This is a genomic window from Streptomyces jumonjinensis (genome assembly GCF_009600885.1).
Classification (GTDB): Bacteria; Actinomycetota; Actinomycetes; order Streptomycetales; family Streptomycetaceae; genus Streptomyces; species Streptomyces jumonjinensis.
Map to the genome: position 1 here is coordinate 1 of NZ_VCLA01000150.1, position 2,648 is coordinate 2,648.

Sequence of the window (2,648 nt, forward strand, 5' to 3'; positions counted from 1 at the left end):
GGCGCTCCGCGGCGGCACCGGCACCGGCACCAGCGCCGGCCGCCCCCGCCGCTCGTGCCGCCCCCGCCGCTCGCGGAGTGCGGGCCGGGCGGGCCGGGGCGGGCGGGAGCTGGCCCTTGAGCGGGCCCCACTCGTTGGGGTCCGGGACGCCCGGCGGCAGCATCTGGCGGCGCTTGGGCCCGCCGTGCTCGGACTCCCCCGGCTCCTTCGCCCCGGGCCATGCCTTCGCGACCCGGGCGGCCAGCACGAAGTCCTTCCGCAGCGGATGCCCCTCGAAGCCCTCGGGAAGCAGCAGCGGAACGAGATGCGGATGACCGGTGAAGGCGACGCCGAACATTTCGTGGGTCTCCCGCTCGTGCCAGTCCGCGCCCGCGTAGACGCCGACGGCGGTGGGGAGCTCGGGAGCCTCGTGCGGCACCGTGGTGCGCAGCAGCAGCCGCCGGACCCGGCCGCCCTCCAGCGAGACGACGTGCGCGCAGACCCGGAAGCCCGCGCCCGGCTCGTCGACCGCGCTCAGCCAGTCGAAGTAGGTGCAGCCCAGCTCGGACCGGGCCGTCTCCAGGGCGGTGAGCCAGGAGTCGGCGGGCACGTCGACGGTGAGGAGGTCGTAGGCGAGTTCCGCGGTGGCGTCCGCGCCGAAGATCTCGGCGACGGCGTCCGGCAGCCGGTCGTAGGCGTTCACTCCGCACCTCCGGCAGCAGCCGCCGGCGGCGGGGGCGGGGTGATCAGACCGCTGCGCAGCTCGGCCGCGGAAGCGCCGTCCCCCGTCCCGTACCGCTCGGCGAGCGACTCGCGGGCGATCTTCTCCTGGAGCTTCAGGATCCCCTGGAGCAGCGCCTCGGGACGCGGCGGGCAGCCGGGCACATAGACGTCGACCGGGATGATCTGGTCGACGCCCTTGGTCACGGAGTACGAGTCCCAGTAGGGGCCGCCGCAGTTGGAGCAGGCGCCGAAGGAGATGACGTACTTGGGCTCGGGCATCTGCTCGTACAGCCGCTTGACCGCCGGGGCCATCTTGTCGGTCACCGTGCCCGAGACGATCATCAGATCCGCCTGGCGCGGTCCGGGCGCGAACGGGATCACCCCGAGCCGGATGAAGTCATGGCGTGCCATCGAGGCGGCGATGAACTCGATGGCGCAGCAGGCGAGCCCGAAGTTGAAGACCCAGAGGCTGTAGCGGCGTCCCCAGTTGAGGACCACCTTCATCGGCTCGGGGGCCAGCCGGGAGAGGATGCCCAGCCGCTTGGGCTCGGGCAGCGCCACCGGCCCCGGGGTCTGGCCCGGAGCGGGACCGGTACCCGAAGCCGGGCCGGTAGTACCCGGAGCGGGACCGGTACCCGAAGCGGGGCCGTCGCCCGGAGCGGAGGTCGGGGTCACGTCCATGCGAGGACGCCCTTCTTCCATGCGTAGAGCAGTCCCACGGCCAGGAAGCCGAGGAAGATGAACATCTCCACCAGGGTCGTCGCACCGTATCCGGGGGCCGCGAAGACCGTGGCCCAGGGGAAGAGGAAGATCGAGTCGACGGCGAAGATCACATACAGAAACGCATAGACGTAATAGCGGACCTGGGTGTGCGCCCACCCCTCGCCGACCGGATCCACTCCGCATTCATAGGTGAGCAGCTTCTCCGGTGTGGGCACGACGGGCCGCAGCAGCCGCCCGGCCCCGAAGGCCACCGCCACGAACAGCACGCCGATCAGCGCGAGCAGTCCGACGACCGAATAGCTGGCGTAGTAGTCCGCCGCGAGCACGGCCACGGTCGGTTCCGGCACGTCCGCCCCTCGCTCCCTGACCTCTGCAGACCCCGCGGGGCCCAAGGAAGGTCCGCTCGACGATCTGTGTTCTGTACCCACGGGAGTCTAGGCCCTGCTAAAGCCACGGTAAGCGGTCGCGTCGGGCATCGGGTGGGGTTATCCCCACTCACGTCCTCCGAGGCACCCCATGGCGCGCGCGGGCCCGGGCCAGGCAGGCTGGTTCGCATGAGTGCGAGCAGAACCGCCCCCGAGTCCGCCCCAGGGGCCTTTGACGACGGCCGGCCGCCGCCCGTGGGCTTTGCCTTCGACCGCCACACCTGGAAAGAGATCAGTCATCTTCTGATCAATCTGCCGACAGCACTGATCGGTTTTGTTTACGTGGCGTTCACAGTCAGCGTAGGCGCTCTGCTGTCGGTGACGGTGATCGGTCTGCCCGCGCTCTCGCTCGGGCTGGCCGGGGCCCGGCTGATCGGACGGTCGGAACGGGGCCGGGCCCGTGCGCTGCTCGGCGTACGGATCGATGAGCCGAGCCCGCTGCACGGTCCGCGGCGGAGCGGGCCGGACGGCGGCCGGAACGGAGCGGGCGGCCGGGGCGGAGCGGGCGGCCGGCTGGACGGCGGCTTCCCCCGGCTGTGGCGGAGCCTGAAGGACCCGGTCGCCTGGCGGACGGTGCTGTACTCCTTCATCCGGCTGCCCTGGGGTCTGCTGACCTTCGCCATCGTGCTGGTGAGCCTGTTCGTGCTGTGGCCCGTGCTCCCCTTCATCGCGCGCGGGCTGGCGAACGCCGACCGGGCGATGGTGCGCGGACTGCTCTCGCCCTCGGACGAGCTGGAGCGGCGCATCGCCGAGCTGGAGTCGGACCGGGGTGTGGTGATCGACACCGCCGCCGCCGAC

4 protein-coding genes are annotated in these 2,648 nt (G+C 71.8%); 1 reads left to right on the forward strand and 3 read right to left on the reverse strand.

Annotated features, from left to right (window positions below):
* From FF041_RS18710 to FF041_RS18720, 3 genes are all read right to left on the reverse strand, one after another.
* On the reverse strand, positions 1-682 hold a 682-nt coding region (locus FF041_RS18710; protein WP_323392108.1), incomplete at its 3' end, for an NADH-quinone oxidoreductase subunit C.
* Positions 679-1,383 (reverse strand): NADH-quinone oxidoreductase subunit B, encoded by a 705-nt coding sequence (locus FF041_RS18715; RefSeq protein WP_153523884.1) that lies wholly within the window; start codon positions 1,381-1,383, stop codon positions 679-681. The genes FF041_RS18710 and FF041_RS18715, both read right to left, overlap by 4 nt.
* On the reverse strand, positions 1,374-1,772 hold the full coding sequence (locus tag FF041_RS18720) for an NADH-quinone oxidoreductase subunit A (RefSeq protein WP_323372402.1): 399 nt from the start codon (positions 1,770-1,772) through the stop codon (positions 1,374-1,376). The genes FF041_RS18715 and FF041_RS18720 overlap by 10 nt, the downstream gene beginning before the upstream one ends.
* A 207-nt stretch (positions 1,773-1,979) precedes the next feature.
* Between FF041_RS18720 and FF041_RS18725 the strand changes: the two genes are divergently transcribed.
* A partial coding sequence (locus FF041_RS18725; RefSeq protein ID WP_228388372.1) for a sensor domain-containing protein occupies positions 1,980-2,648 on the forward strand: 669 nt, incomplete at its 3' end.